This window comes from Tenuifilum sp. 4138str (assembly GCF_041102575.1).
Lineage (GTDB): Bacteria > Bacteroidota > Bacteroidia > Bacteroidales > Tenuifilaceae > Tenuifilum > Tenuifilum osseticum.
On sequence record NZ_JBGCUE010000005.1, the window covers coordinates 104,231 to 130,810 of the forward strand.

Consider the following 26,580-nt stretch of genomic DNA (forward strand, 5'->3'; position numbering starts at 1 on the left):
AATCTAGTAAAATCCCATTTTAAATTGCCACATCCGACTAAATTGATTAGTTTTGCATCACAAAATCAAGCTAAAACAGAACAGTATATGAAGTTTTTTATTGACACAGCAAACCTTGATCAAATTCGCGAGGCAAATGATCTTGGCGTTCTTGATGGCGTTACTACCAACCCATCGTTGATGGCAAAGGAGAATATTCGTGGTGCTGAGAACATCAAAAAGCATTACGTAGACATTTGCAACATTGTAAAGGGCGATGTAAGCGCTGAGGTAATTGCAACCGATTATGAGGGGATGATACGTGAGGGTAAGGAGTTGGCTGCCTTGCATCCTCAAATAGTGGTAAAGGTTCCGTGTACCAAGGATGGCATCAAGGCCATCAAGTATTTCACCGATAATGGAATACGTACTAACTGTACTCTTGTGTTTTCAGTTGGACAGGCCTTACTTGCAGCCAAAGCAGGAGCAACATATGTTTCACCATTTATTGGTAGACTCGATGATGTATCGACCGATGGGGTTGAGCTAATCCGAAAAATTGTTGATGTTTACAATTACTACGAATTTAGCACCCAGGTTTTAGCTGCTTCAATCCGTCATACCATGCATATTATCCAGTGCCTTGAGGCTGGCGCCGATGTTGCTACTTGTCCGCTTAGCGCAATTCTTGGTTTACTTAACCACCCATTAACCGATATTGGTTTACAAAAGTTTTTAGATGACTATAAAAAGGTGAATGGCTAATGCCTGAATGCCTCTACATAACAATGCACCCCCAGAACCCCAACCCACGGGATATTGACCGAGTGGTTGCGGTTCTGCAACGGGGTGGTGTTGTTATTTATCCCACAGATACGGTTTACGGTATAGGTTGCGATATTACAAATGTAAAGGCAGTTGAACGGGTTATTAAGCTTAAAGGGCTTAAGCCCAAGGATGCCCATTTTTCATTTATATGTAAGGATTTAAGCAATATTGCCGACTTTGCCAAGGTTAGCAACCCTACATTTAAATTGATGAAAAAGAATTTACCCGGTCCATTTACCTTTATCTTACCGGGTTTGCACAGGGTTCCCGATTACTTTTTGAGTAAACGGAAAACGGTTGGCATTAGAATACCCAATCACCAAATTCCCTTGGAGTTGGTTGATAGGTTAGGTAATCCTATCCTGACAACATCGCTAAAGGATAGCGATGAGGTTGTAGAGTACACCTCCGACCCTGAGCTCATTTATGAAAATTACAAGAACCTTGTAGACATTGTTATCGATGGAGGTATTGGAGGAAATATCCCTTCAACCATTGTTGATTGCTCAGGCGATGAGCCTGTAATTCTTCGCGAAGGGCTTGGCGAACTGGTTTTCTAGATCATCATGCAAAAGGTATCCCTTGCAATTTTAGCTGGCGGCAAGTCGAGCCGATTAGGGGGGATTGATAAAGCTCTTATAACGGTCGACGGGATTCCCTTAATAAGCAGAATTTACAATACATTTAGAGCTGAGGTTTCGGAGGTAATTGTAATTTCAAACAGTAGCAGGACCTATCCCGTTGATGCACCCATTTTCCCTGATAAAATTCTAAATTGTGGGCCTCTTGGCGGTATCCATAGTGCTTTAACCAATGCTGCTAGCAACTTGGTTTTAATAGTCTCTGTTGATATGCCATTTGCCAGTAAGGATATATTTCAGCAGCTACTGAACATCTACCAGCAAAGTAATGCCGAGGTTGTAGTCCCCAAACATGGCGATTTTCTGGAACCCTTGTTTGGGTTGTATAGCAAAACACTTGTATCAAGAATTAAAAGTATACTTTCCGACAAACAAGGACATCCAATAACAGAACTTTTAAGCCAGTCAAACACACAATACCTGGAGTTACCTGACGATTTTCAGACACGGATGTGGTTTTATAATATTAATACCCCCGATGACCTAAAGGCCTTAGAGCTATAATTTGTAACCTGCAAACAACCTTTGGTTCTCAACCGTTTGCGTTAAAATTTGTTGAATATTCAAATTTTACATTAACAAATTGTTCAATTTTAAGTACCTTTGTTTGGCTGAATTTTATGCTCACAATTCATAATAACTAACTTTAACTAGCTATGACAAAAATTAAAGTTGCAATCAATGGATTTGGACGAATTGGCCGCAACGTTTTTAAGATTGCGCTTGAGCGTCCCGAACTTGAAGTTGTAGGTATCAACGATTTAACCGATACTAAAACTCTTGCCCACCTGTTAAAGTACGATTCTACCCAGGGTCGTTATGAGGGTAAGGTAGAGTTTGATGCCGAAAACCTAATTGTAAACGGTAAAAAGTACAGGGTAACAGCTGAGCGTTCGCCCCTTAACATCAAGTGGAGCGAAACTCCCGATGTAGTTATTGAATCGACTGGTATTTTTACCAAGCGCGAAAGCGAGAAGGGCGGCTATGGCGACCATATCAAGAATGGTGCTAAAAAGGTAATTCTTTGCGTACCTGCAAAGGATGAAATTGATAGGATGATTGTTCTTGGCGTAAATGATGAGGCATTACAGCCAACTGACCAATGCGTATCCAATGCCAGCTGTACAACCAACTGCTTGGCTCCGGTTGTAAAGGTATTGAACGATGCTTTTGGTGTTGAGCGTGGTTTCATGAACACCATCCACTCATATACCAACGATCAACGTATTCTTGATGCCCCTCACAGCGATTTGCGTCGTGCTCGTTCAGCAGCCGTTTCACAGATTCCTACCACTACTGGTGCTGCAAAGGCTGTAGGAAAGGTTATTCCAGAGTTGAAGGGTAAACTCGATGGTCTTGCTGTTCGCGTTCCAACCCCAAAGGGTTCACTTGTTGATTTTGTAGCTGTGCTGAAAAAAGAGGTGACCAAGGAAGAGGTTAATGCTGCTATGAAAAAGGCTGCCGAAGGTCCTATGAAAGGTATTCTTGAGTACACTGAGGATCCTATTGTATCGGTTGATATTATCCACAACTCCCACTCATCAATTTTCGATGCTCAGAGCACAATGGTTATTGGCAACATGGTTAAAGTTCTTTCATGGTACGATAACGAATGGGGATACTCAAACCGTGTGGTAGACCTAATTCATAAGCTATTTAAATAATAAGCATTATAAATTTTGAAAAGGCTGCCTTCAAGCAGCCTTTTTTTATTGATAGTTGATAGGTAAAGTTCTGACCTATGTTTATCATTCAATATCGTTCAGATAAAAAAACAGACCCTCTTTTTGTCATAATGTCGTAGCGAAGGATTTCGGGCAACGGCAAGTGAGTATAGAAGAGAAAAGAGATGCGTCGACTGGGCATAGCATGACAATCGTGTCATGAACACCTAGCAAAAGAAAGCATCACAGAGTTACACTGTGTAATACGGTGTTTCACAGAGCGTGTGACGTGATATTCACGAACAACGATTCACGAACAACGAACAACGTTTTCAGCCCCGTAGGGGCGTAATATTTGTAACTCCATGGCTACTCCCACAAGTATAGCGATGCACGCAATACTTATACCAAAGAGCAAAGGTGAAGCGTTGCATCGCAACAGAAAGGTATTGCAAAGAGCGTTTTAAATGTTCTTTCTTGTCTTGATACAAGAAAGAACCAAAGAAAATCAAGGCTAAAAAGCCCGACCCGATGGGTGCCCCGTGGGTGGAACTGCCGCGCGATACTATTCGCCACGCCTGCGGCGTGACTCATGTGGTATCGCTTATTAAACCCATCGCCATGTTCCACTCCCCGACCCATTGCCGGGTCAGGCTTTTATGCCACGGCTTGCTTCTTCCGCTCCACTCCCTCTCAGGAAAAAGGTCTGGGTTGAGGTTGTTTCCCATATTCAACCTAGATGACCCCTCTAAATCTCCCCTGAGAGGGGAGACTTTAATTCACGATAAAGCTTCCTTATTGCGCTCCCCTCTCCTGTCAGGAGAGGGGAGGGGGTGAGGTCGTTTTTCACGAACAACGAACAACGTTTTCAGCCCCGTAGGGGCGTAATATTTGTAACCCAATGACTATTCCCATGTATTGCGATGCACGCTATTGAATTCCAAAGAGCAAGGGTGAAGCGTTGCATCGCAACGGAAAGGCATGGCAAAGAGCGATTTACAAAAAAACAACAAGAATTAAAGGTAAAGAGATGCTTCAGCTAGTTCAGCATGACAAGGGAGCAGAAAGGAAGGTAGGGTTTTTGTCATCCCAAGCAAAGTCGAGGGACTTCTTCAAATGATTGAAGAGAAAAGAGCAATGAAATGCTTCGGCGAAGTCTATCCCGATAAATCACAACAACGTGATGTTTCCCTTGCGCACAATTTGACAAATATCCTTAACTAAACGACACTGAATCTTTAATTCATAATGTTGGTTTTTGCGGCACTCTATAGGCTCTGACCTATTCATACCTAAGTGCTTCAATGGGATCGAGTTTCGAGGCCTTTACGGCAGGGAAATAACCCGAGGCTAAACCAACCAAAAATGAAATTACCAAACCGCCTAGAATCCAACCCCATGGAATTATGAAAGGGCTACTGGTAAGTATGGATACGAGGTTTCCAATTAGAATCCCAAGGAATACACCAAGCAAACCACCAAGCTGACAAATAAGAATTGCCTCAAAGAGGAACTGCTGTTTAATCTCCGACGATTTAGCGCCGATTGCTTTACGGGTGCCTATTTCGCGGGTGCGTTCAGCAACAGCTACAAGCATAATATTCATAAGCCCAACCGCTGCACCAATAAGTGTAATTATACCAATAACGGTTGCTGCTATGGAAACAAACTTAAGGTTTTCTATAAGGAGTTTGGCAAGGTTGTCGCTTTTCTCAATGTTAAAATCGCTCTCATCGGTTGCCGAGAGATTCCGTACAATTCGAAAAATACCTTCGGCTTCGCTTACTGCAGCTTCAAGCAGTTTAGGATCGTAGGGTTGTATGCTTATTGAGTAGTTCATGTTTGGGCGCGAGAAGAATGCGGCAACGTTTGTGTATGGCAGGTAAACCGAACGGTTTGGACCGCCTCCAAATCCTGAACCCTTATTTTTGAGCACCCCAATCACCCTGTACTTTCCACTTCCTACATTTATAAACTTATCGATTGGGTTTTCGTTCTTCATAAATAGCTTGTTAGCCACTTCTTGGCCAATAATAGCAACGTGTCGGCTATCCAGTATATCAATTGATGAGAAATTTCGGCCTCGTTCAATTTCAACACCCGATACTTTTATAAATTCCTCATCAACACCCCGAACAGATATGTTGGGATTAGTTTTTTTGGACATGTACTTAATGGTGCTTGCACCTGAAGCATACACCGAGATTGACACATCGGCGGGGAATCGGTAATCTTCCTTGAACTGTCGGGCCTGTTGTAAGGAGATGTATGAATAGTTTTTCTTCCTGTATCTACTTCCAGCAATATTTACATTCATTCCACGACTCTGAATGGTAAAAGTATTTGCACCCATACTAGTGAATGAGCTGGTTAAGCTACCCTCAATTGATTCAATTGCGGTTAGGATGCCAACTAAAGCCATTATTCCTAATGAGATTATTAGAATGGTAAGAATGGATCTAAGCTTTGTGGCTAGAATTGAGTTTAATGAAATTCGAAAAATTTCGCCGTATAGGGTTAAAATCCGCTTCATGTTTTTGAATATTTCTTTTTCAAATTTAGGTATAAGTTTAAACTTTCTGGTTCACTAAAAGCTAAATCATACAAATTGAAACAAAAAATCGATTAGGTTTGCAGATCAATAAACATTCGACATGAAATTAGAAAAAAGGATTAACGCGTTTGTTAAGCTCGGGCAACAGTTACCCGTTGCGGTTCGTGATCCAAATCACCCGTTAGGACATAATGCCCTTACTGCTCAACATATTAACCCGTGGTTTACTCCTGAAAATGTGATTTGTGCGGTTGACTCAATTGCCCATGAGTGGCTACACACCGATAAACTTGAAGAGTGGATAAAAGTATATCCGGAACAATACTTTAACCCAGACCTTAAAAAAAACGTTGGGGTTATAATGGCAGGGAATATTCCCCTGGTTGGATTCCACGATTTTCTGTGTGTCCTCATTGCTGGCCATAAAATCATTATCAAACTTTCGTCAAAGGATGGGGATTTAATGGGGGCTGTTGCTAAAATGCTGATTGACATTGAACCTGCATTTGGCGATTGCATCCAAGTATCCGAAGGCCCAATTAAGGGTTACGATGCGGTTATAGCAACGGGTAGCGATAGCTCAGTTCGCTACTTTGACTTTTACTTCCGGAACTACCCATCGTTGATACGTGGGCATAGGAATGGGTTGGCATTACTGTCGGGCAATGAAACCGACGATGAATTAGCACTACTTTCCGACGATATTTTTACCTATTTTGGCCTAGGATGCAGAAATGTGTCAAAACTACTTGTCCCTGAAGGGTATAATTTTAATAGGCTAATTGGTAGTATGAGTAGATGGAAAAATCTTGTAAATCACCATAGGTATGCCAATAATTACGAGTATAATAGAACGATACTGTTAATGAACCAAACACCCCACCTCGATACAGGTTTTGCCCTAATTGTGCCAAATGAGAAACTCGATGCTCAGGTTGCCACGGTTAACTACCAGGAGTATTCGGGGATTAATTCGGCTATTGATTATATCAAAGTAAACGATTCAAAAATTCAATGCGTTGCTACGCAGCTAAGTATAGACCATAGCCGGAGAGTTCAATTAGGCGATACCCAAAAACCTAAGCTGAACGATTACTCCGACGGAGTAGATACCATTGAGTTCTTAGGAACATTAGGGTAAATGGTTTTTTCCTCGAATTTTTTAGAAATGTTCAATATTGATGCTATTTTTGTATTAATAAACTTATTGCGATGATTTACAAGTTTAGAATGCTATCGGACGAGGATGAGCTATTCCTGCGCGATTTTGAGGTAGATGCAGATAGTACTTTTTACACTTTCCATAAGGCTATACAGGAAAACCTAGGTTTTGACCCTGGTCAGCTAGCCTCGTTCTTTTTGGCCGATGAGCAATGGAACAAGGGGATGGAACTTACGCTGATTGACATGCAGAACGATACCGAGATGGCTGCCATACCCATGGATAAGGTAAAAATTAAGGAGTTGATGTGCAACCGTAGGGAGCGTTTGCTTTACGTGTACGATATTTTTACTGACCGAAGCCTTTTCATTGAGCTAATTGACATACTTGAACCCAATCCTGCTGTGAAATATCCGGTTTGTACCGCATCGGTTGGCGATGCACCTATTCAGCTAGCTGAGGATTTTGCCTTTGAGGAAGATATCCCACTTGAAGAGCCCAATGAAATAGATGATATTTTTGATGAGTATAACGATGAAGATGGGTTGGGCAATTTAGGTTTTGAGGATAAGGATGAGTGGTAACCTACTTCATTTATTCCTTCATTTTAACCTGGGCTGATTAATGTCCTTACCCGATAAATATCTGATTGTTCTTTTGGGACCAACCGGAGTGGGGAAAACGGAGTTGAGCCTTAAATTGGCTAAACACTTCAATACACCAATCATTTCGTGCGATTCCCGTCAGTTTTACCGGGAGATGCGAATAGGTACAGCCTTTCCCACGGAGTGGGAATTATCGCAGGCGCAGCATTACTTTATTGGGCACAAGTCGGTTGCTGAACGTTACAGCTGTGGCATGTTTGAGCTCGAGGCACTCGACTTGCTCAAGCAAATCTACCTTAGCAACGATTTTGCAATACTTGTAGGCGGTTCAGGGCTTTACATTGATGCGCTTCTAAATGGAATTGACGATTTTCCCACACCTGACCCTGAGCTGAGAAAAATGTTACAGCAACAGCTAAAAACCGAGGGTATTGAGAGCTTAAGGCATCAGCTTAAAATACTTGACCCAGAATACTACAATCAGGTTGATTTGAAGAATCCGCAAAGGGTATTAAAGGCTGTTGAGGTTTGCCTGCAAACAGGCAAAACCTTTAGCTCATTTTTAACAGCACCCAAAAAGGAGCGACCATTCATACCCATAAAAATTGGTTTAACCCGACCGCGCGAAGAGTTGTATGAGCGAATAAATAAAAGGGTTGACCAAATGATTGAGCTGGGTTTGGTTGATGAGGTAAAGCAACTTGTAGGTTTTAGAAATTATAATGCCCTTAATACGGTAGGTTACAAGGAGATATTTCAATACCTCGACGGTGAAATAACCCTTGAACAGGCTATAGAACTTATTAAGCGGAATACACGTCGGTATGCCAAACGGCAGCTGACATGGTGGGCTAGGGATAACGACATTTGTTGGTTTAACCCCGATAATCAAACCGAAATAATTGAATATATCGAAAGGTTATGCAGAACCAAGAACTAGCAAATAAGCGCAATTCCGAAATATTCCTTGAGGTTTTCACTGAAATTGAGCGGAGCCTAAAGGAAATATGCAAGGATGAATATACTACCAATTTTTCGGACTTGCTGCGCAAAGCTCGTAGCTTAAACCAGGTTGTGAATTACTATGCATCGGATTTAAAGGAATTCTCGCAGCTTAGGAATGCAATAGTTCATACCCGCAGGCAGAATTTCATAATTGCTGAGCCCCATCCAGATGTTGTGCAGGAAGTTATTCACATCAAAAACCTGCTGCAAAACCCGCCGGTTGTGAAAACAGTAATGAAGTTAAATCCCTATAGTGTATCACCTAGTGCTTCTGTAAAGGAGGTTTTAACTACCTTCGCCGAAAAGGGATTCATGCGATGCCCGGTAGTGGAAAACGGCAAAATAATCGGACTTATTACAGCCAAAACCATTGCGCGATGGTTGGTTAATAGCTCTGGAATAATTGATAACACTCCGGTTAGTCAACTTTTAAATTATATCGATGATGACGATTACTGTATAGTATCGGAAAATACCGATGTTGTATCGTTGATAGGCCTTTTCAATAATTCAGTTCGAAATGGTGCTTACCTGCAAGCGGCTTTAGTGACGCAGAAAGGTAAACCCGACAGTTTACTGGTTGGAATTATAACCCCAAGCGATTTCCCTTCTATTATTGGGCAATTAAAAGTTAAACATTAGTTTTGTACGGATTAGGGGCAAGTAGCCTTGAAACCGTATTATATCAAAACACTATGAACATGGAACAGGAAAAGAAAAAGAGTGAATTTCCGCATACCTATGTAATTATTTTTGCTCTTATTGTTTTTGCTGCGGTTTTGACCTGGTTTGTACCGGGGGGAGAATTTGCCAGGGAGGTAAAGAACGTTAATGGTATCGACCGTGAGGTAATTGTCCCGGGTTCCTTCCACCAGGTTGATAATCAACCACAGACCTGGCAAGTGTTTACATCTATTTTTCAGGGAATGAAGCGAACTTACGATATCATTTTTTACATTCTAATGATTGGTGGGGCATTTTGGTTGCTCAATGAGAGTAAGGCGCTTGATGTTGCTATTCTTTCGTTCCTAAACTTTACCAAACGTATTGAGCGGTTTAAACCGCTAAAGGTGATTGGTGTCGATAATCTTGTTATAACACTAATTATGATTTGCTTCAGCTTTTTTGGTGCGGTAATTGGTATGAGTGAAGAAACCATTGCTTTTGTTGTGATTTTTGTACCGCTTGCCATAAGTATGGGCTACGATTCCATTGTGGGAATAAGCTTATGTTTCCTGGGTGCGGGTTTAGGCTTTGCAAGCGCCTTACTAAATCCTTTTACCATTGGTATTGCTCAGGGTTTGTCGGGGATTCAGCTATTTTCGGGCATTGAGTATAGGTTTGTTATATGGTTGGTTATAAACACTATAGGCATTGGCTATGTGATTTGGTATGCCCGTAGGATTAAAAAGAATCCAAAACTATCGCCCGTTTATGAAATTGATGAGTACTGGAGGCACAAAGCGGCTCATGAGGAGAACGGAACCAAATCAAAACCCGGCAAGAGCGCGTGGGCTACATTTATTGGGCTAGCGGTAGTTTTTGCCATTTTTTCATACTATTACCCAATAAGCCATTTGGTTGTGGGGCAAAGCATCATCTCTGTACCAATTATTCCGATTGCTACGGTTGTATGGATTTTGGTTGGAATTTTGGCGCTAAGACATTCGGTTCAGCTTTTCATAGTTAATATACTGCTTTTCACCATTCTATTTTTGATAGTGGGTGTAATGGGATATGGCTGGTATATCAAGGAGATAGCAACACTCTTCCTGGTGATGGGTTTGCTGGCTGGGATTGCATTTGGAAAAAATGCAAACGACCTTGCACGTTCGTTTATTGCTGGAGCAAAGGATATCATGTCGGCAGCACTTGTTGTTGGTTTGGCAAGCGGTATTGTTGTAATACTGGAGCAAGGGCGTATAATCGATTCACTGCTGAACTACTCGGCCGAAGCTATGATGGGTTATGGTAAGGTTACATCCATTGCCATTATGTATGTATTTTACAATCTATTGAATCTCATAATTGCATCGGGTTCGGCTAAGGCTGCGCTTACCATTCCATTGATGTCGCAGTTTTCCGATTTAATTGGGATAAGCCGTCAAACCACGGTAACGGTTTACCAGCTAGGTGGAGGTTTCACAAATCTAATAACTCCAACATCGGGGGTAATGGTTGGAGTGCTTAGCATTGCCCGTATTCCTTACAACAAGTGGTTTAGGTGGTTCCTTCCCTTAATGATAATACTTATTATTACCGGATTCCTACTACTTCTACCAACTCTATTCGTTCCGCTAAGCGGATTCTAGAAAAGTGGCCAGGAATTACTGTGAAACTCTGAAACAGGTGTGAAGAACATTAAAAACCTGCAATGCGGGGCGGTAACTTTTTATTCATGTTCATACCCAATCCATCATGATTTCCTGTAAAAATGTTACCGCCTCTCCATTTTCATCAGCCCAAATTATTTTGTTAATTCATGGAACTTCGGTTTAGCTGTTCACTGTTCACTATTCCTCTAACTTCCTCTAACTTCCTCTAACTTCATCTAACTTCCTCACATTCCGGCTCATTCCGATTCATTCCGACTCATTCAGGTTCATTCAGGTTCATTCCAACTCATTCCTCTAATATTAGCCCATTTGTATTTGTTAATTCATAGTACTTCGGTTTAAATATTTCTATTCATTCTATTAGTTGTATCTACCTATTAAAAAAATCCTTAGTTTTGAGAAAACCATAAAACTAAATCTATGAGGAAGTTAATACTACTTGCTGCGATACTATTTACCGTTACGGGATTATTTGCCCAGCAAACCAGCGATGACAAAAAAGTTGAAAAAGTAAAATCGGGTTGGAATGTTGGAGGGTTACCCGTGGTAGCCTACGATACCGACCTTGGTTTTGAGTATGGAGCATTGGTAAACCTTTTCCACTACGGCGATGGTACAATTTACCCCAAGTACAAGCATAACGTTTACGCTGAGGTCTCGCGCTTCACTAAGGGTAGTGGTATAAACCGATTGTTTTACGATTCAAAGTATGTTATTCCCGGGCTCAGGGTGACTGCTGACCTTTCGTATTTAACTGATAAGATGTATGACTTTTATGGTTTTAACGGATACGAATCGGTATTCAATTTGGACTGGGCCGATGACGAAAGCGCCGATTACCGCAGCCGTGCATTCTATAAGTACGATAGGAAACTGTTGAGGTTTACTACCGACCTGCAAGGGAAACTAAAAAACGAAAAGTTTGGCTGGGTTGCCGGTATAGGCCTGTATGATTTTAAAATTGATACGGTTGATGTTGACAAGCTGAATAGGGGGAAAGATGAAGCCGATAAGTTACCCTATGTAGGAGGTGGACTTTACCAGCGCTACATTAACTGGGGATTGATTGGTGAAGATGAAAAGAATGGTGGATTTGTTACCTACCTGAAAGTTGGTGCGGTTTACGATACTCGCGATAACGAACCCAATCCCATGAAAGGGATGTGGACCGAGGCGGTTATAACCTATGCTCCGTCGTTTTTAGGCATTGGAAGTAAGTACCAGCATGCAAAGCTAAGTATTATTCACCGTCAGTATTTCACATTAGTTCATGAGAGGCTATCGTTTGTTTACAGGCTGGGTTATCAGGGAACCCTTTTCGGAACATGCCCGTTCTACCTGCAACCCAACATGACAACAATTTTCTTAAGGGGCGCAACCAACGAGGGGCTTGGTGGTGCTAAAAGCTTGCGTGGTATAATTCGTAACCGGGTAGTGGGCGATGGAATTGCCTATGGCAACTTTGAAATGCGTTGGAAGTTCGCTCGCTTTCACTTCATCAACCAAAACTTTTACCTATCGCTTAACGCTTTTGTAGATGGTGGTCAGGTGGTACGTAAAGTTGATGTTGAGGTACCCAATTTTATTGAGGTTCCATACTCCCCATCGGATTACTTTAGCAATGACAAAGAGAAATTGCATACCAGCTGGGGACTTGGCTTGCGTGTTGTGATGAACCAAAACTTTGTAATTGCAGTTGACCATGGTCGTGCTATGACCAAGGACGATGGACTATCAGGAACCTACATTGGACTTAACTTTTTATTCTAGCTGCTAACTGAAATTTTAAAGCCGGCCTTAGGCCGGCTTTTTTATTGAATGGTTTTTAGAAGTTCGGCTATGGCAAACCCAAGGTAATTTCCTACAGCATAGCCAATAATTCCAATAGTTATCCCCGAAAGAATTACTTTTCGATTGTTTATTGCTGCAGCAACAACCGGAACAAATGGAGGAGAACAGATTAGAGCTGTGGAGGTGATTATAGTGGTATCGACATCTACCTTGAATATTTTTCCTAGTACAACCTGAAGGAATAACGAACCCAATACTGCAAGGGTAATGTATCCAAATAACCCGGGTGTTAAGCCTGCAAACCGGCTTATATCGGCCATGGAGGCTACAACCACACTAAATATCAGTATAAGGTACATCCCCGATTCAAAGGTTTTCTCAATGGCGTTTATCTTTTTAAAGGTTGATGCAACGATACTTAAAGTGGTAATGGTAAGTATAACAACCACAACTTGGCTATTTTTAGGCACCAAAAGCGATAAACCACCAGCAATGGCGAAAATAAGTATAGTTAATCCGTATGCTTTTAGCAAAGGGTAAAATATTTCACGCTTAAAAATTCCCCAGAATGGGTCGCTGCCGTTAGTGTACTCAACTTCCTCCATGTTATCATCCTTAAAGGCTGGCAGGAATAGCGAGAAGAACTTTTTCCCAACAGTCATTAAAAACGCAAGGAAAACTGTGGAAATTATCATGTCATAGGTATGGGTAAGGATGTAAACGTCTGGATCAACATTTAGCATCATTTTGAGCGATGCTAGGTTGGGAGTACCTCCTGTATATACTCCAATAAGCATTCCGCTTACTTTCCATAAATCAGCCATTCCTTTGCCCATGAAAATAAAGTAACCTGCAATTACAATTGCTACTACCGATGTTATTCCGATTAATAGCGATACCATGGCTTTCCCTGCCATACTTTTCCATTGCTTCAGGTTTGAGGAGAAGAGCAACAATGGAATGGCTAGTGGAACTGTTATGGTTGTTAGGGTATCCTGAATACTTCCAGCCCATTCGGGTAAAATACCAATGTTGCCTACTATTAACCCCACCAGGTATGCAATAAATACAGCCCCTAATTTGTTGACAAAAGGAAACTTATGACATAGATGAAGAATAACAAACGGAATTAATAAGTAGAATAAAACAAGTAAAATTTGAGCCATTGTAAATTGATTTTAAAACCGGTTGTAAGTATAGCAATTTTTTTTAAAAACTGTTGATAAATAAATACGAACTTTCAGGTTGCATAATTAACATTTTTTAATTAACTTGGCTTGATTTTTTATACAGATAAGAATAAAGTTGCAGAAAATGAGGTTGTTTTGCTTTTCGGCGTTGCTAATTCTTTTTGCAACCACTACTCAGGCACAGGGTCAAACCCCTGTTTCCAATTACAACAAAGCCCTTGCCGACTCCCTTGGAGCCGATGAGTATGGTATGAAGTGGTATGTGATGGTTATGCTTAAGACTGGTACAAAACAGATAAAGAGTCGCGACTCGCTCCAGTGGCTATACAAGGGACATGTTGATGCAATAAATGAGATGACAAACAGCGGAACGCTCATAGTTACAGGGCCAATGGGTAAGAATGATAAAAACTTCAGGAGCTTTTACATTCTTAACACAAGCAAAACAGAAGAAGCTCAAAAATTGATAAATGCCAATCCTGCAGTAAAATTCGGATTGTTCGATGCGGAGTATTTCTTTTGGTATGGCCCCGCTGCTTTGCCTACATACAAGCGTTTTCAGCCCATGGTTGAGGCTAAAAAGCCTTAAGGTAAAATAAGGGCTAAAGCATCACCTTTACTTCTAAAGTTACACTCGTCAAGTATTGCCGGTGCAGTGAACAAGGTATCCTGCTCTTCAGTAATAGCCTGACCCTTAACCAGAATACATGCTGAACCTGAAAAACGGTGTTTTTCACCATCATTCAGCTCAAATAGCTCTGCATTTCGGATAAGGGTTCTGAGCTTACGGATGGATTGTTCACTAAATTTTTCGTTTTGTTTAAGAAGCTCAAGAGCGATATCGGCAGAAGCGCTAAATTGCAGCAAACGTTTTGTTTCAGGGAATTTGTTGGTAAGCAACTTAATGGTTGAAGTGTTTATTTTGATCAGTGTAACAGGGGTCTCAGCAGTAAAGGTGTAACGTAGCTTAGAAGATATAAACCACTCGTATGCCCCAAAAACATCGGAAATCTCCTTTACGCCGGTTAGGGTTTCGGATTTATAGTAATTTACCGTACCATTGATGATAATATAAATACCATCGGGATCAGAGTCTTGTTTAGCTATGACACTTCCTTCGGGGTAAATTTTTAGCTGCCCTTTAGTGATTAGGAACTGCTGGGCATCTTTTGATAGATTGTTTAAGCCGGGAGTATTCCTAAGAGCAGCAGCCACCTTTAGTTCTGTGTTCTCCTTTAGGGAGGTGTCAATTAGTTGCTTCATTGAGGAGTGTATGTATGCCTGAATTCGTTCCACCTCATCGGGTTCCAGGCGTCCCTGTTTCTTTAAACGTTCTAACATTTCCTCCTGTTGGTTCAGGAGTGAGCGCGAGGCAAGTAAGGTTTCAATATTCCTACAAATATCTGGGTATTTCTCCCGTAAATTTCGGAGGAAGGTTTGCCCAGTAATGCGGTTCTCGTTTAGCTCATCCTCAAGGGCGCTAAGTAGTTCAGTTTCTTTCGACGACTCCGCTACCCCTAATGAGAAACCAATAATAAGGCTAGAAAGTGATTTTTGATTCTCTTCCTGAGCGGCCACAAAGGCTCTGGCACAATCATAACTCAATGCTAAACGGTTTAGGAATTTACGTTTCCAAATTCTGCCAACTAGCGGGAGATTCTGAAGCTTAGCTATTGTTTTGGGTGTAGTCCAAATATTTTCGATATCTTGTCGTTCCGAAAGGGGAATTTTTCCGCCAAAATCGAGCAGGGCATCAATTTGGTCAGAGAGTAGGTTTACCCCTTCGGAGCTAAGCATACCCATGCTGAACTGTCGCCAGTAACTTTCCTTCTCTTTCTGGAGCAGACGTTTACGGGTTTCAGCAATGGCATCTTCCAGGTTAAAGTGTTGAGGTTTTTCCTCCACTGCATTGGCATCAATAAGGAAACTCGATACTTTGTCCCAATCGGCTCCGGACATGTACCTATTTTCTTTGAACTTTTCAATTTCCTTCTCGCCGCTTAGCCTAATTTGTTGTAGCGATTGCATCATAAGGCCTGCCTTGATATCACCAATTTTGGAGAGGCCAAGCTTATCAATGAGCCAACGTACCGTAGTGGCGTTTATAAGTGAAGTCAAAATAACAATACCGGCAGTAAGTGATAGCAGCTGGTTGCGGGGTTCAAAGGGAATACGGCTATCAATGGCAACAATCAGTGCTAAGGCAAGCGCTACAGCGCCCCTTAGTCCACCCCACCATAGAACAATTGAATCTTTAAAGGCTATACCATAGCCAATTCGGCGCATCAGGGGGTAAAAAACGTAGATGGTTCCAAGGCGTGCAATATGAATGGTAACATATACCAGTAACAAAACTTTAAGGTCGCTTAAAGTGTAGTTGACCTGCTGCGCAATAACAACACCAACTATGATGAAAATTAGGGTGTTTGCAATAAATGCTGCCAATTCCCAGAACTCATGAAGGAAGTGGGTAACCTCAGGGCTGACTTTTGTTTTTCCTGGCCCTGCCATGGAAATACCCAATGTTACCACAGCAATAACACCCGATACGTGCAAAACCGATTCGGCAATGTAGAACGACAGGTAAGCAGCCCCAATCACTACAGTTATCTCTATTAACGCATCGTTAAATACTTTCTTAAGCCACGAAAGTATTCCCCAACCGATAACTGCTCCCACAAGCACACCGCCCAACGAAACCTTCAAGAACTCAATAAAGGCATTACCTCCAGCCTCGCCCGTAATTAGGCCAAATATGGTCATGAAGAGTACGATAGCTGTACCATCGTTAAGCATCGACTCGCTTTCGGTAATGGTTGAAAGCCTTTTGCTTGCTCCTACTTCCTTAAGGATAGCCACAACAGCCACCGGGTCGGTTGCGCTGATTATGGCGCCAAATAGGAAGGCAAGTAGTATTGTCCACTCGTTTAAACCAATACCTATCGATTTGATGAGCAGAAGAGCAAAAGCTGTTATCACAATTGCAACCATTATACCGGGAACGGCAAGTATTACCGCATTAACCAACGATTTTTTAAAGGTGTGTATGTGAAGGGCATAGGCTGCCTCGAAAATAAGGGTTGGCAGGAAAAGGTAAAGAATCAGGTGCGGGTCGATATTTCCTGCCCATTGAACCGCTTGCCCAATAATACCCAATCCAACAGCCTGTAGAACATCAAATCGGGTAAGCAATCCTAAAATCAGTCCAATAATTAAAAGCATAATGGTGTATGGTAATAACCCTTTGCTTAACAGGTGCCGAGTAGCAGTTCCAATAAACAACGATAGAATAATGAAAAGGAAAGGAGCAAGGTTTAGGCCGTGCCCTTCATGTGAGCCTTCGGTTACTTCATCTTGGTTCTCAATTTCCGAAACCATTTTGGTTGCATGAACAGCCTCAGTTTGACTCTTGTGTGATAAGCTATCGTTTTTAACATGCTCTTTTTGAATGGCAAACCCCAAATTCAGGCTTAGGGCTAATATTGTCGATAGAATAAGCAATCTTTTCATACCAAATGAATATTTTAAGCAATTTACGAAAAAAGGAGTGCAAGTCAAATATTTGTTTAAATCAGCAACCATTTGTTTAGATAGTTAGGAATAGTTTCCATATCAGATAGTTTTGGTTACATTTTGAAACAAAAATTAAGGAATGGGTAAAAAAATGTTAAAAAATATATGATAGGGTGATAAATATTTGATTAATTTGGCAGCCAAATTTTAAAAACATAAATACTAAAAAACAGATAATTTCTTATGGAAGCTTTACTTGGTAACATTTACTTTTGGATTGTTATTGCATACTTTGCAATAGTAGTAGGGGTATCGTTTTTAACCCGGAAAGTGGCATCGCGTTCGGTTGCCGATTACTTGGTGGCGGGCCGGAACCTTGGAATTTTGCTATGTTCAGTGGTAGTTGCTGCTGAATGGCTAGGCGGTATGAGCACTATTGGCGTTAGCGAAAAGGCTTTTCAGAAGCTCTCGTTTCAGCCAATTCTTTACAACGTGGCTACATCATTAGGTATGATAATCATTGGTTTTACCGTAGCTAAGCATTACCGCAAAAACAATGTTCATACTGTAAGTGAAATGCTGGAGCATCTCTTTGGCATTCATGCTAAAAGGGTTTCGGCAATTGCATTTCTAATTGCATACATAACGTTGGCATACGTTCAGCTCCAAACCGCAACCAGTGTAATGAGTTCTATATTTCAAATTGATTGGGTTTATGCTGTTATAATTGGTGCTGGTGTTATAACGCTTTATACCTATATCGGAGGTATGCATGCTTTAGCCATTACATCAATAGTTCACCTTGTAGTTATGTTTATTGGACTTGGAACAGCCATGGTGATTGGTGTTGTTAAAATTGGAGGTTTTGCGCATCTACAGGAATTGCTTGCCGCTAAAGGTGCAGTGGGTAGCATCTATAACCCCTTTGGTGTTAGCTTTAACGAGGCTTTCAGCTTGCTTCTTGGAGGAGTTCTTGGCGGAATGGCCGCTCAGGCAAGTATTCAGCCAATTTTTGCTGCCCGAACCCCTGAAGTTGCCAAGAAAGCTTCAATTCTATCAAGTGCTTATATTGCTCCGTTTGGGGTAATGGCTGCTATACTGGGTCTAATTGCTGCTACTGGTGTTTTTGAAATTGGCGCTAACGCTCCCTCTTTCACTGCAAAAGTTGCAATGACTAACCTTTTGGTAAACCCACAGTTCATTCATCCCATTTTGGGTGGATTGGCTCTGGCAGGTATTCTGGCAGCAATTCTCTCAACTGTTGGACCTGTTAACTTTGCTGTAGTTACCATTGCTACAAAAGATATCTATCATGGTTTTATTAACCCTGAGGCCGATGAGCAAAAGGTACTGCAAATTGCTCGTCGCCTGGTTATTATTGTTAGCCTTATTACTATTCCACTGGCATACTACTTCAAGGCGGGAGTGCTCGATTCAGCCTATATAAGCTATGCAATTCGTGCTATTGGTGCAATTGTAATTATTGCCGGTATTTATTTCAGGGGATGGATTGATGTTTTTACTGTAAAACTTGCATTTATCGGTGGTACAATAGCCGTATTCCTATGTATTGTAGCCAATAAGCTTAACTGGTTCCATCTCGATAAAACCTACGGAGCAGTTCTTTTCGCTTTAGCTGCCTTAGTATTTGGATATATCCGCAGAAAGTTTTTTGTAAAGGAGTAATTAACACTCGCAGATAATGCAACGAGGTCCACTATTTGGGATAAAAGTGCTTGAATTGGCCAACGTTTTGGCCGGGCCAAGTGTTGGAGTGGCTTTAGCCGAGATGGGCGCAAGCGTAATTAAAGTTGAAAACTCGGTTACGTGCGGCGATGTTACACGAACCTGGAAGTTAACAACCGAAGACCCTAAGACTGATATTTCGGGTTACTTCAGCTGCGTGAACTGGGGCAAAAAATCAATAGCTCTCGATTTGAATAAGCCCGAAGGGCTTGAGGTAGTTTACCGCCTGGCCAAGGTTTGCGATATTGTTTTAGCCAGCTACAAGCCCGGCGATGCCGAAAAGCTCAAGGTAGATTACAACACCTTAAAGCAACATAACAAGTCAATTATTTATGCCCAAATAACAGGCTATGGTCTTAAGAATAAACGTGCCGGTTATGATGCTATCATTCAGGCCGAAAGCGGTTTTACCTACATGAATGGCGAGCCCGATGGCCAACCCGTTAAGATGCCCGTAGCCCTTATGGATTTACTGGCTGGGCATCAACTTAAAGAGGCCATTTTGCTGGCTTTACTTAACCGGGAGAGAAAAGGTGAAGGAGCTTTCATTGAAACAAGCCTGATAAAATCAGGTGTTGCTGCTCTGGCCAATCAGGCTACTAACTGGTTGGTTGGTAACAAAATCCCTGAACGAATGGGCTCTGAGCATCCCAATATTGTACCTTACGGTAAAATATTCTATACAGCCGATGGAAAACCCTTAGTGCTTGCCATTGGTAACGATAAGCAGTTTGCTGAACTTTGCACAGTACTTGGAAAACCCGAACTGGCTACCGATGAACGTTTCTCAACCAATTTCAATAGGGTTAAGCACCGCATGGAGTGCAACAATGCTGTGCAAGAGCACATTTCAAAGTTCAATCGCGATTACTTATTGGCGAAGTTTGAGAAACGCGCTATTCCGGCTGGCGGAGTGTTCAACATGAAGGAGGTTTTTGAACTCCCTGAGGTGCAGGATTTAGTGATGGAGAGCAAAACAACATCGGGTATGCCAATAAAGGGATTACGAACAGTAGCTTTCAGTATGGGTGAAAATACTAAGCCCATTAAGCTTCAGGCTCCCCCGCATTACGGTGAGCATACCATGTCTGTTCTTAAGGAGATGCTGGGCTACTCAGCTAAGGAAATTAATAGTTTAATTGAAAAAAAGGTAGTATATGCACGAAAGTAAAAAGAACCTTGCTTTTATTGATGGTTCGAGATTAATAACCGAAGCCTTGGTACGGGCTGGCGCCGATACCTTTGTGGGCTATCCTATAACACCCGCCAACTTGCTTTACCTTTATGCCAGCAAGCGTTTCCCCACCATGCTGGCTGCCCCCGATGAAATTACCACGCTACAATGGATGAGTGGTTTTGCAGTGGCTGGTCATGTGCCTGTTACGGCTACCTCTTATCCCGGATATGCCCTGATGGTTGAATCAATTGGCATGGCTGCCATGATGGAGTTACCCATGGTAATAGTGCTAGTTCAACGTCTTGGACCAGCAACAGGTACCGCAACCTGCGGCGCACAGGGCGATTTGAATGTGGTTTATGGTACTATGTCGGGTGGTTACTCAATACCCACTTTTTCAATTAGTAACTATCACGATTGCTGGGAGCTATCGGCTAAAGCCGTGCACACTGCCATTGAACTTCGTACGCCGGTTGTGCTTCTAACATCAAAGGAGATGGTGATGACCCTTCAGTCGTTCGACTGGTCAAACCTTCCTGAGATTCAGCCCAAAAAAGTTAAGCACTATAAAGGTGAGGGGACTTACCTGCCTTACAAGGCTGATGAAACCCTGGTGCCTGACTTTTTACCAGTAAGCCAAAACAAGCATCAGGTTCGTATTACAGCATCAACCCACGATACCAAGGGAATCCTACAAAATGTTCTTCCGGAAGCCATTGAAAACACCAAGCGCCTTGAGCAAAAGTTGCGTAGGAATATTGATGAATATACCACATATGAGCTTGATGAGCAGCAAGGTTCTGAAACCTTAATTATTACCTACGACATTTCTTCGCAGGCTTCGCGCGAGGCTGTTGTTCACCTTAGAGAGAAGGGCAAGAAGGTTTCGCTTTTGGTAGCAAAAACACTTCTTCCAATACCACAGATTTATGTTGATATTGCTAACCGCTATACCAGAGTGGTGGTGGTTGAGGAAAACCTTACCGGGCAACTGCGTCACCTGCTGTTTGGCGCTGCCGGCCGTAAGGGTGTTAGCGGTGTAAATGGAATTGCTAAAATGATAAGTCCAACCGAAATAGTTGAGGAGGTAATGCGCTATGAGTAATACCCGTTTCTTAACCGATGCCCAGTTACCGTTTTGCAAGGGTTGTGGGCATGCGTTGGTAGCCCAAAATACTGAGAAGGCCTTACAAAAACTTAATGTCAACCCCCTCGACGTGGTACTGGTTACCGATATTGGATGCCATGGAATTGTGGATAAGAGCTTCCTAACGCATACCGTTCATGGGCTGCATGGTCGCTCATCGGCTTTGGCTGCCGGTATTACTGCGGGTTTAAATAATCCCGGCAAAAAGGTGATAGTTTTCACCGGCGATGGTGGTGCAACCATTGGCATGCAGCATTTGATTGGTGGAGCTCACTTGGGCTTTGACATGACAGTTGTGGTACACAACAACATGCTTTACGGTATGACCGGTGGTCAACCATCTGAGTTTACCCCGTGTGGTTTTAAAACGCCTACTCTCCCCGAGGGAAGTACAAAACCTGGCTATGACATCTGTGAGCTAATGGTTGCTGCTGGAGCATCGTACGTTGAACGTGTGATTGGTATTGGCGATTATTCCGATTCGCTGGCCAAAGCATTTACAGCCCCTGGGTTCTCACTTGTTGAGGTCATGGAGATTTGCCCCAGCTACGGTGTAAAATCGAATCCGGGAATGAAGCTTAGCAAGCTCGTTGAGGATGCCGGTTGGAACGTTAAGGTTTATGCCGATGGCAAGGGTAATTCGTTCAAAACACCTATTAACAGCGAACCTAAGAGTTTGATTTCGGACAAATTTGAGGTGAAACCCAAGTACTCCAGCAGTATTGAGAGGCCATTTAGCATAATGTTGTCGGGTTCTGCTGGCGAGGGTGTTCAGTCGGCTGCCGAATTCATGGCAAAGGCTGCCATAGTAGCGGGTCTTAATAGTACAAAAAAAGGGAGTTACCCGGTTACGGTTGGTGTTGGATTCTCGGCATCGGAGGTAATAGTTTCTCCTAAGCAGATTCTTTACACTGGCTCGCCTGTTCCCGATGTACTTATAATCACATCGACCGACGGTTTGGGCTATGCCCGCGCAGCGGCTGGCAGAATGAAAGGAGGAGTTATCTATATTGATGAAACATTGGATGCGCCTGAAACCGGTGCTCGCATTGTTAAAGTTCCTTTCCGCGAGAGGGTAGGGGCAAAGAATAGCGCCATGTATGCTGTTTTCTATGCCGTTCATTATGAAAAATTCTACCCAATTGAGGCTCTCAAAGATGTTTTCCTTTCCAATAAAATAGCCGAAAAAGTAAATATCGAAAGTTTGTTGCAGTTTTGACCGAGATATCAATAGGAACACAATAAATAGTTAAACTACCTGTTTCTATCGACGAACTTGGGTTTAAGTTAGTTTATTTAAAGCAATTTCAAGGGCTGCCCAATATGGGTAGCTCTTTTTTTCTATTGACTTTAGCTCAGAATAAACTTATATTTAATCGTTTTTAAATTAAAATTTAAAGCTATGGAACAGCAAAAGAAATCTCCAATTATTGCAATACTTACTGGCGGGGGCGATGTGCCCGGACTTAACCCAGCCATACGAGCTATAACCATCAGGGCGTTACGCGAAGGTTTTAGCGTGATTGGAATACGACGTGGTTGGGCTGGTTTGATTGAGATTATCCGCGATAAGCAAGTGGATAATAGCCATTGCTTTGAGGTTTTAACTGAGGAGCGTGTTAATAAAGCATTTCGTACCGGTGGAACATTTTTACATACCTCGCGCACAAACCCTGCTAAGGTTGCAAAGGATAATGTACCCGAACACCTAAAAGCAAAATATAACAAGGATATAAACGATTTAACACCTGAGGTTATTAAAAATTTATCTTTTTTGGGCATCGACTACCTAATACCCATTGGGGGTGACGATACCCTCAGCTATGGCGTTAGGCTTTACCAGGAAGGGTTTAAGGTGATAGCTATCCCTAAAACCATGGATAACGATGTTCCCGGAACTGATTACTGCATAGGGTTTAGCACTTGCGTTACACGCACTATTGCATTAACCGATATGTTACGAACCTCGGCAGGCTCGCATGAACGAATACTGGTGATGGAGGTTTTTGGCCGATATGCCGGATTTACCGCCATGCTTCCTACCATGGCTGGCGTGGCTAACCGCTGCGTAATACCTGAGCACAAATTCAACATTGAACGGCTTACCGAGCTGTTAGTTGAGGATAGAAATCGAAACCCAAGTAAGTACTCAACAGTTTTGGTTTCGGAGGGGGCTACCTTTGAAGGCCTTGAGCAAATGGTTTTCCAGAGTAGCGAACGCGATGCTTTTGGACATGCTAAGCTCGGTGGTATTGGCGATATTGTATCCCGAAAGATTAAGGAGCTAACGCCCAAGTTCAACAACGGTAAAACCATAAACATTATAAGTCAGAACCTTGGCTATTTGGTTCGGGGTGGAGAGCCCGATGCTATTGATTCCATTGTCCCCATGGCATTTGGAAACCTTGCACTCGATCTTATCCTGAAGGGTGTTCACGGAAGGCTTGTAGTTCTTAAGAATGGTCGTTACGATAATATGCCTATTGATGTGGTTACCAGCAAGAAGAAGATTGTGAACGTGGAGCGTTACTATAATACTGAACGTTTACGTCCGTTCTATAAGAGCTTTGAGATGCAACCACTGTTCATCATGACCAGCGAGTAATAAATGCATATAATCCTTCAAATACTTGACTACTTTTTTGTTGGGTTGCATGCATTCATAGTACTATTTAATCTATTGGGTTGGATATGGGCCAGGTTCCGGAGGTGGAATCTGGCCTTGCTTATTCTTACAGGTCTCAGCTGGTTTGGGCTTGGCATATTCTACGGTTGGGGCTATTGTCCTTTAACTGATTGGCACTTCAGGGTGCTCCAAGGACTTGGCAGAACACCTCAAGAAACATCGTATGTATCCTATTTGCTAAATAGGCTTTTACAGCTAAAAGTTGACGATACACTGGTTGATAGCGCTACCCTAATTTGTTTTATGGTGGCTTTAGTTACTTCAGTTATTCTGAACGTTAGGGGATTAAGGATAAAGGATAAAGGATAAAGTTGATGGATGAATGGGTTTTATATTATATTGATATTGAGATTCTGACTTCTGATTTATTGTTTTCAATCCAATTTTTTCATTTACCTGTTCAGTTTCTGAATTAGCTCGGTTGTTATGGAGTGCAGCAGTTTAATATCCTGCTCACCTAGTTCGCTGAGGCGCTCCATGAGCCTACCGTATATAAGCTTATCGGGTCCAAGGTCAATAGCCTTCATTACTGCATCAACTTTTTTTGAAAGTGCCTGAAACGATTGGGAGGTGTCGGCTTTGGCTGCTTGGTTCACGCCTAAGTTGATTCCCGATAGAATATAGGCATAAACCATCACCGATTGTGCCAGGTTTAGCGATGGGTATTTAGTTTTAAGCGGAATAGTGGTAACCCTTTGGCAAAGATTTATCTCGTGGTTGGTAAGCCCCGACTCCTCTCGGCCAAATACAACGGCCACATTGCTGATTGTGTCGCCTTTCCCCTCGATAAATTTTGGCATTTCATGGCTGTCGATAATATCCAACTTTATCCACCTGTCGCGGGCCGACGTGGCAAAGGCAAAATCGATATCGTGCAGTGCTTCCTCAAGTGTATTATAAACACTGGCATTCTCTAGGATATCGTTAGAGGCGTGTGCCAGCTTGCGGGCATCAACCGAAAGGTAATCGCAAGGGTTTACCAGTCGTAAGTCGCTGAAACCCATTGTTTTCAGGGCTCGGGCTGCTGCGCCAACATTCTCAGGCACAGCAGGTTCCACAAGAATAAATACAATTTTCATCACTTTTAGGAATTATCGCAAAATTAACAATGAAATTAGAACTATTTGCCTTAATCTATTGATTTGAGTTGGCTGTATGATTAAATTTGTTTTTACACAAAAGGGTAATCGTATGAAAAAGATTTTACTATTTGCCATTTTTGCATCGGGCGTAACCATTACAGCAGCCCAGGTAAAGCTAACGCAGGAAACCCATGGTTTCTTTGCCGATTTAAAGAACCCAATGGTTCTAACTAGCTATGTTGAGCCCGGACAGTCGGGGAGCAACGTGGTATGGGACTTCAGCAAGTTGCAGGTTCAGAATTCTTTTACCGGTAATATTGAAGGTTTTTACACTTCAAAGTGTTGCAGCAAGTTTACCAAGGGTAATGTGGTACTTGAGGAGTTCGGAAACTTCTTTGTTTTTGAATCAACCCCAGCAAGTCTTGAGCAGGTTGGTTACATGTCGGCAAATGGGGTAACCCGCTTTGAGTATAGCAAACCCTTTATTAAAATGCGTTACCCATTTAGCTATGGCGATTTTTACAGTGGCAATTACGAGGGTAATTATATTGTAAACGATAATGTAATTGGTACAATCTCCGGCACTTACCAGGTTGAGGGCGATGGCTTTGGAAAGTTGATACTTCCAAACGGTCAGACTCTTAATAATGTGCTTCGTGTTAAGGAGGTTAGAACCACCAAACAGGTTTTCAGTAGCGGTTCGGCTTTAATCACCGATATAACCTACCGTTGGTATGTGGCACAGCATAGGTTTCCAGTACTAGTCCTAATCCGTAGCGAGGTCAAAGGCGAGAACTCAGAACCAGTTGTAAGTACTCGTGCTGCGTATAATAGCAATGTGATGAATGCTACCACATCAATTCCAACCAATCAAATTTCAGCTCTCAGCTTAAGCGCTTACCCTAATCCATACACCGATAGGGTCAAGATTGAGTTTACCATGGCCCAACGGGATCAGGTTAACCTTAGCATCTACGATATGAGCGGAAAGCTGGTAAAGGAAATTGAGAACAACACCCTCGATTCTGGCCTAAAACACTATGAGTTCTCTGCAAAGTCCCTGGGCTTAACCAGTGGTGCTTACATACTCAAGCTAAAGGTTGGTCAAATTGAGGAAACACGCAAGCTGTTGGAACTATAGATGTTAAATATCTTTATTGAAGGCCGGGTAACCCCGGCTTTTATATTAACCAAGACTAGTCAATAGAAATACATTAAAATATTCAAATAACTTGTTTCTATTGACTTATCGAGGTAATCCCGACTCATCAAAATCTTACATTCCGAGATCTCGGAACGATTAGATTTTGTTAGTCGATTCGTCAATTGATAAAAATGTTTACGCATCCCCATTCTTTTCAGTCCATTTTAATTTGTTATTTCATGGTACTTCGGTTTTGCTGTTCACTTTTCACTTTTAACTATTCCTCTAACTTCCTCTAACTCCATCATATTCTGCCTATTCCGATTCATT

Annotated in this window: 23 protein-coding genes; 19 read left to right on the forward strand and 4 right to left on the reverse strand. The window is 42.1% G+C overall.

Annotation, left to right across the window (positions count from 1 at the left end; all coding sequences use genetic code 11):
- Positions 1-87 precede the first annotated feature (87 nt).
- The 5 genes from fsa to AB6811_RS06765 all read left to right on the forward strand — a co-directional run bounded on the left by fsa (position 88) and on the right by AB6811_RS06765 (position 3,827).
- Positions 88-744, forward strand: a complete 657-nt coding sequence (gene fsa, locus AB6811_RS06745; RefSeq protein ID WP_369489680.1) for a fructose-6-phosphate aldolase — start codon at positions 88-90, stop codon at positions 742-744.
- 23 nt (positions 745-767) lie between these two features.
- Positions 768-1,367 carry an L-threonylcarbamoyladenylate synthase gene (locus tag AB6811_RS06750; protein WP_369489681.1) on the forward strand — a complete coding sequence of 200 codons (600 nt, stop codon included), beginning with the start codon at positions 768-770 and terminating at the stop codon, positions 1,365-1,367.
- A 6-nt stretch (positions 1,368-1,373) separates the two neighbouring features.
- Positions 1,374-1,952, forward strand: coding sequence for a molybdenum cofactor guanylyltransferase (gene mobA, locus AB6811_RS06755; RefSeq protein ID WP_369489682.1), 579 nt, complete (start codon positions 1,374-1,376; stop codon positions 1,950-1,952).
- Positions 1,953-2,104: 152 nt separating this feature from the next.
- A complete protein-coding gene (gene gap / locus AB6811_RS06760; RefSeq protein ID WP_369489683.1) occupies positions 2,105-3,112 on the forward strand; it encodes a type I glyceraldehyde-3-phosphate dehydrogenase in 1,008 nt (335 codons plus the stop codon).
- Between the two features lie 592 nt (positions 3,113-3,704).
- On the forward strand, positions 3,705-3,827 hold the full coding sequence (locus tag AB6811_RS06765; RefSeq protein WP_369489684.1) for a hypothetical protein: 123 nt from the start codon (positions 3,705-3,707) through the stop codon (positions 3,825-3,827).
- 567 nt (positions 3,828-4,394) lie between these two features.
- Here the strand turns inward: AB6811_RS06765 and AB6811_RS06770 are convergent.
- On the reverse strand, positions 4,395-5,645 hold the full coding sequence (locus AB6811_RS06770; protein ID WP_369489685.1) for an ABC transporter permease: 1,251 nt from the start codon (positions 5,643-5,645) through the stop codon (positions 4,395-4,397).
- Between the two features lie 121 nt (positions 5,646-5,766).
- On the opposite strand from AB6811_RS06770, the gene AB6811_RS06775 reads away from it, so the two are divergent.
- From AB6811_RS06775 to omp85, 6 genes are all read left to right on the forward strand, one after another.
- Positions 5,767-6,807, forward strand: coding sequence for an aldehyde dehydrogenase family protein (locus AB6811_RS06775; RefSeq protein WP_369489686.1), 1,041 nt, complete (start codon positions 5,767-5,769; stop codon positions 6,805-6,807).
- A gap of 71 nt (positions 6,808-6,878) precedes the next feature.
- Entirely contained in the window at positions 6,879-7,412 is a 534-nt protein-coding gene (locus AB6811_RS06780) for an IS1096 element passenger TnpR family protein (RefSeq protein ID WP_369489687.1), read from the forward strand.
- 40 nt (positions 7,413-7,452) lie between these two features.
- Positions 7,453-8,373 carry a tRNA (adenosine(37)-N6)-dimethylallyltransferase MiaA gene (gene miaA, locus AB6811_RS06785; protein ID WP_369489688.1) on the forward strand — a complete coding sequence of 307 codons (921 nt, stop codon included), beginning with the start codon at positions 7,453-7,455 and terminating at the stop codon, positions 8,371-8,373.
- Complete coding sequence (locus AB6811_RS06790) at positions 8,355-9,080, forward strand: CBS domain-containing protein (RefSeq protein WP_369489689.1); 726 nt, start codon at positions 8,355-8,357, stop codon at positions 9,078-9,080. The genes miaA and AB6811_RS06790 overlap by 19 nt, the downstream gene beginning before the upstream one ends.
- A 59-nt stretch (positions 9,081-9,139) precedes the next feature.
- Complete coding sequence (locus AB6811_RS06795) at positions 9,140-10,750, forward strand: YfcC family protein (protein ID WP_369489690.1); 1,611 nt, start codon at positions 9,140-9,142, stop codon at positions 10,748-10,750.
- 444 nt (positions 10,751-11,194) lie between these two features.
- Entirely contained in the window at positions 11,195-12,544 is a 1,350-nt protein-coding gene (gene omp85, locus AB6811_RS06800) for an Omp85 family outer membrane protein (protein ID WP_369489691.1), read from the forward strand.
- 41 nt (positions 12,545-12,585) lie between these two features.
- Here the strand turns inward: omp85 and AB6811_RS06805 are convergent, their stop codons facing one another.
- Positions 12,586-13,731 carry a DUF819 family protein gene (locus AB6811_RS06805; RefSeq protein WP_369489692.1) on the reverse strand — a complete coding sequence of 382 codons (1,146 nt, stop codon included), beginning with the start codon at positions 13,729-13,731 and terminating at the stop codon, positions 12,586-12,588.
- Between the two features lie 148 nt (positions 13,732-13,879).
- On the opposite strand from AB6811_RS06805, the gene AB6811_RS06810 reads away from it, so the two are divergent.
- Positions 13,880-14,344 carry a YciI family protein gene (locus AB6811_RS06810; protein WP_369489693.1) on the forward strand — a complete coding sequence of 155 codons (465 nt, stop codon included), beginning with the start codon at positions 13,880-13,882 and terminating at the stop codon, positions 14,342-14,344.
- On the opposite strand, the gene AB6811_RS06815 is transcribed toward AB6811_RS06810, so the two are convergent.
- Positions 14,341-17,265, reverse strand: coding sequence for a cation:proton antiporter (locus AB6811_RS06815; protein ID WP_369489694.1), 2,925 nt, complete (start codon positions 17,263-17,265; stop codon positions 14,341-14,343). The genes AB6811_RS06810 and AB6811_RS06815 overlap by 4 nt on opposite strands.
- Before the next feature lie 246 nt (positions 17,266-17,511).
- Here AB6811_RS06815 and AB6811_RS06820 point away from each other — a divergent pair, with 246 nt between their 5' ends.
- The 6 genes from AB6811_RS06820 (at position 17,512) to AB6811_RS06845 (ending at position 24,333) form a co-directional block, all read left to right on the forward strand.
- Positions 17,512-18,954, forward strand: a complete 1,443-nt coding sequence (locus AB6811_RS06820) for a sodium:solute symporter family protein (protein ID WP_369489695.1) — start codon at positions 17,512-17,514, stop codon at positions 18,952-18,954.
- 16 nt (positions 18,955-18,970) lie between these two features.
- Positions 18,971-20,185, forward strand: coding sequence for a CaiB/BaiF CoA transferase family protein (locus AB6811_RS06825; RefSeq protein WP_369489696.1), 1,215 nt, complete (start codon positions 18,971-18,973; stop codon positions 20,183-20,185).
- Positions 20,172-21,296 carry a hypothetical protein gene (locus AB6811_RS06830; RefSeq protein ID WP_369489697.1) on the forward strand — a complete coding sequence of 375 codons (1,125 nt, stop codon included), beginning with the start codon at positions 20,172-20,174 and terminating at the stop codon, positions 21,294-21,296. The genes AB6811_RS06825 and AB6811_RS06830 overlap by 14 nt, the downstream gene beginning before the upstream one ends.
- Positions 21,289-22,557: a thiamine pyrophosphate-dependent enzyme gene (locus AB6811_RS06835; RefSeq protein WP_369489698.1), complete on the forward strand. Its 1,269-nt coding sequence runs from the start codon at positions 21,289-21,291 to the stop codon at positions 22,555-22,557. The genes AB6811_RS06830 and AB6811_RS06835 overlap by 8 nt, the downstream gene beginning before the upstream one ends.
- Positions 22,558-22,740: 183 nt before the next feature.
- A complete protein-coding gene (locus AB6811_RS06840; RefSeq protein WP_369489699.1) occupies positions 22,741-23,943 on the forward strand; it encodes a 6-phosphofructokinase in 1,203 nt (400 codons plus the stop codon).
- Positions 23,944-23,946: 3 nt separating this feature from the next.
- Positions 23,947-24,333 (forward strand): DUF2784 domain-containing protein, encoded by a 387-nt coding sequence (locus AB6811_RS06845; protein ID WP_369489700.1) that lies wholly within the window; start codon positions 23,947-23,949, stop codon positions 24,331-24,333.
- 83 nt (positions 24,334-24,416) lie between these two features.
- Here AB6811_RS06845 and AB6811_RS06850 read toward each other — a convergent pair whose 3' ends face one another.
- On the reverse strand, positions 24,417-25,103 hold the full coding sequence (locus AB6811_RS06850; RefSeq protein WP_369489701.1) for a tRNA/rRNA methyltransferase: 687 nt from the start codon (positions 25,101-25,103) through the stop codon (positions 24,417-24,419).
- Between the two features lie 112 nt (positions 25,104-25,215).
- Between AB6811_RS06850 and AB6811_RS06855 the strand changes: the two genes are divergently transcribed.
- On the forward strand, positions 25,216-26,247 hold the full coding sequence (locus AB6811_RS06855) for a T9SS type A sorting domain-containing protein (RefSeq protein WP_369489702.1): 1,032 nt from the start codon (positions 25,216-25,218) through the stop codon (positions 26,245-26,247).
- Positions 26,248-26,580 lie beyond the last annotated feature (333 nt).

What these genes read in the sequence shown, in the direction of transcription:
- fsa (WP_369489680.1), top strand. Translation starts at nt 88, where the DNA reads ATGAAGTTTTTTATTGACACAGCAAACCTTGATCAAATTCGCGAGGCA.
- AB6811_RS06750 (WP_369489681.1), top strand. Translation starts at nt 768, where the DNA reads ATGCACCCCCAGAACCCCAACCCACGGGATATTGACCGAGTGGTTGCG.
- mobA (WP_369489682.1), top strand. Translation starts at nt 1,374, where the DNA reads ATGCAAAAGGTATCCCTTGCAATTTTAGCTGGCGGCAAGTCGAGCCGA.
- gap (WP_369489683.1), top strand. Translation starts at nt 2,105, where the DNA reads ATGACAAAAATTAAAGTTGCAATCAATGGATTTGGACGAATTGGCCGC.
- AB6811_RS06765 (WP_369489684.1), top strand. Translation starts at nt 3,705, where the DNA reads ATGTGGTATCGCTTATTAAACCCATCGCCATGTTCCACTCCCCGACCC.
- AB6811_RS06770 (WP_369489685.1), bottom strand. Translation starts at nt 5,645, where the DNA reads ATGAAGCGGATTTTAACCCTATACGGCGAAATTTTTCGAATTTCATTA.
- AB6811_RS06775 (WP_369489686.1), top strand. Translation starts at nt 5,767, where the DNA reads ATGAAATTAGAAAAAAGGATTAACGCGTTTGTTAAGCTCGGGCAACAG.
- AB6811_RS06780 (WP_369489687.1), top strand. Translation starts at nt 6,879, where the DNA reads ATGATTTACAAGTTTAGAATGCTATCGGACGAGGATGAGCTATTCCTG.
- miaA (WP_369489688.1), top strand. Translation starts at nt 7,453, where the DNA reads ATGTCCTTACCCGATAAATATCTGATTGTTCTTTTGGGACCAACCGGA.
- AB6811_RS06790 (WP_369489689.1), top strand. Translation starts at nt 8,355, where the DNA reads ATGCAGAACCAAGAACTAGCAAATAAGCGCAATTCCGAAATATTCCTT.
- AB6811_RS06795 (WP_369489690.1), top strand. Translation starts at nt 9,140, where the DNA reads ATGGAACAGGAAAAGAAAAAGAGTGAATTTCCGCATACCTATGTAATT.
- omp85 (WP_369489691.1), top strand. Translation starts at nt 11,195, where the DNA reads ATGAGGAAGTTAATACTACTTGCTGCGATACTATTTACCGTTACGGGA.
- AB6811_RS06805 (WP_369489692.1), bottom strand. Translation starts at nt 13,731, where the DNA reads ATGGCTCAAATTTTACTTGTTTTATTCTACTTATTAATTCCGTTTGTT.
- AB6811_RS06810 (WP_369489693.1), top strand. Translation starts at nt 13,880, where the DNA reads ATGAGGTTGTTTTGCTTTTCGGCGTTGCTAATTCTTTTTGCAACCACT.
- AB6811_RS06815 (WP_369489694.1), bottom strand. Translation starts at nt 17,265, where the DNA reads ATGAAAAGATTGCTTATTCTATCGACAATATTAGCCCTAAGCCTGAAT.
- AB6811_RS06820 (WP_369489695.1), top strand. Translation starts at nt 17,512, where the DNA reads ATGGAAGCTTTACTTGGTAACATTTACTTTTGGATTGTTATTGCATAC.
- AB6811_RS06825 (WP_369489696.1), top strand. Translation starts at nt 18,971, where the DNA reads ATGCAACGAGGTCCACTATTTGGGATAAAAGTGCTTGAATTGGCCAAC.
- AB6811_RS06830 (WP_369489697.1), top strand. Translation starts at nt 20,172, where the DNA reads ATGCACGAAAGTAAAAAGAACCTTGCTTTTATTGATGGTTCGAGATTA.
- AB6811_RS06835 (WP_369489698.1), top strand. Translation starts at nt 21,289, where the DNA reads ATGAGTAATACCCGTTTCTTAACCGATGCCCAGTTACCGTTTTGCAAG.
- AB6811_RS06840 (WP_369489699.1), top strand. Translation starts at nt 22,741, where the DNA reads ATGGAACAGCAAAAGAAATCTCCAATTATTGCAATACTTACTGGCGGG.
- AB6811_RS06845 (WP_369489700.1), top strand. Translation starts at nt 23,947, where the DNA reads ATGCATATAATCCTTCAAATACTTGACTACTTTTTTGTTGGGTTGCAT.
- AB6811_RS06850 (WP_369489701.1), bottom strand. Translation starts at nt 25,103, where the DNA reads ATGAAAATTGTATTTATTCTTGTGGAACCTGCTGTGCCTGAGAATGTT.
- AB6811_RS06855 (WP_369489702.1), top strand. Translation starts at nt 25,216, where the DNA reads ATGAAAAAGATTTTACTATTTGCCATTTTTGCATCGGGCGTAACCATT.